This window comes from Devosia geojensis (assembly GCF_000969415.1).
GTDB classification, from domain to species: domain Bacteria; phylum Pseudomonadota; class Alphaproteobacteria; order Rhizobiales; family Devosiaceae; genus Devosia; species Devosia geojensis.
Map to the genome: position 1 here is coordinate 1 of NZ_JZEX01000067.1, position 1,249 is coordinate 1,249.

Below are 1,249 nucleotides of genomic sequence, written 5' to 3' on the forward strand. Positions count from 1 at the left end.
ACCGATCCCACCGGCGTGCCGCCCCGCCTCACGGCCGAATTCGTCTCGGCGGTGCTCTACAACGGCGCCATCTTCTGGGTCGTCCTCGGCCTCGCATTCGGCCGCTTCAACGACCATCTCGCGACCCGTCCGGCAACTGTTCCCAACGGAGTGAAGGCATGACCGCCAAGATCCCGACCACCGTCATCACCGGCTTCCTCGGTGCCGGCAAGACCACCCTCGTGCGCCACATGCTCGCCCACGCCAGGGGCAAGCGCATCGCCCTCATCATCAACGAGTTCGGTGATATCGGCGTCGACAAGTCGATCCTTGCCGGCTGCGGCGACGAGACCTGCCGCGAGGAGGACATGATCGAGCTGGCCAACGGCTGCATCTGCTGCACCGTGGCCGACGATTTCATCCCCACCATGCAGGCCCTGCTCGAGCGTCCCGACCGTCCGGACCACATCGTCATCGAAACCTCGGGCCTTGCCCTGCCGCAGCCCTTGATCCGCGCCTTCAACTGGCCGCAGATCAAGGCCGAGGTCACCGTCGACGGCGTCGTCACCGTCGTCGATGCGGCCGCGCTCGCCGAAGGGCGCTTCGCCTCGGACGAAGCCGCGGTCGATGCCCAGCGCCAGGCCGACGACATGCTCGACCACGAAACGCCCCTGGGCGAGCTCTTCGAGGACCAGCTGATCTCGGCTGACCTCGTCGTCCTCAACAAGACCGATCTCGTCGCGAGCGACGCCCTCGCCAATGTCGAAGCGCGCCTGCGCGAGGAGATGCGCCCCGGCACCGGCCTCATCCGCGCCGCCAACGGCCATGTCGACATCGCCGCGCTCTTGGGGCTGGGCATGGGCTCGGAGGACGACATCGCCAACCGCCCGAGCCACCACGAGCTCGAGCACGGCGGCGAGACGCACGAGCACGACGATTTCGACTCGTTCTCGCTGCGCTTCCCGCGCGTCGCCGGCAAGGACGCGCTGCTCAAAACCATCGAGGAGACCATCCGCACCCACGACGTGCTGCGCCTCAAGGGCTTCGCCGCCATCGACGGCGCCCCCGCCCGCCTCGCCATCCAGGCCGTCGGCCCCCGCGTCACCGCCTATTTCGACCGCCCGTGGGCGCCCGGCGAACACCGCGAGACCGCATTGGTCGTCATCGGCGAAAGCCCGTTGGACCGCGCCGCGATCACCGCAAGCCTCAAACGCGCAGCCGTCGCAGAGGCCGCGTGAGGCACCATCCGTCCCCCCTCCCCCTTGAGGGG

The 1,249-nt window shown here is 68.7% G+C and carries 1 protein-coding gene; it reads left to right on the plus strand.

Annotated elements, in window-relative coordinates:
* Nucleotides 1-158: 158 nt before the first annotated feature.
* A complete protein-coding gene (gene cobW / locus VE25_RS06980) occupies nt 159-1,217 on the plus strand; it encodes a cobalamin biosynthesis protein CobW (RefSeq protein ID WP_046107891.1) in 1,059 nt (352 codons plus the stop codon).
* Nucleotides 1,218-1,249 lie beyond the last annotated feature (32 nt).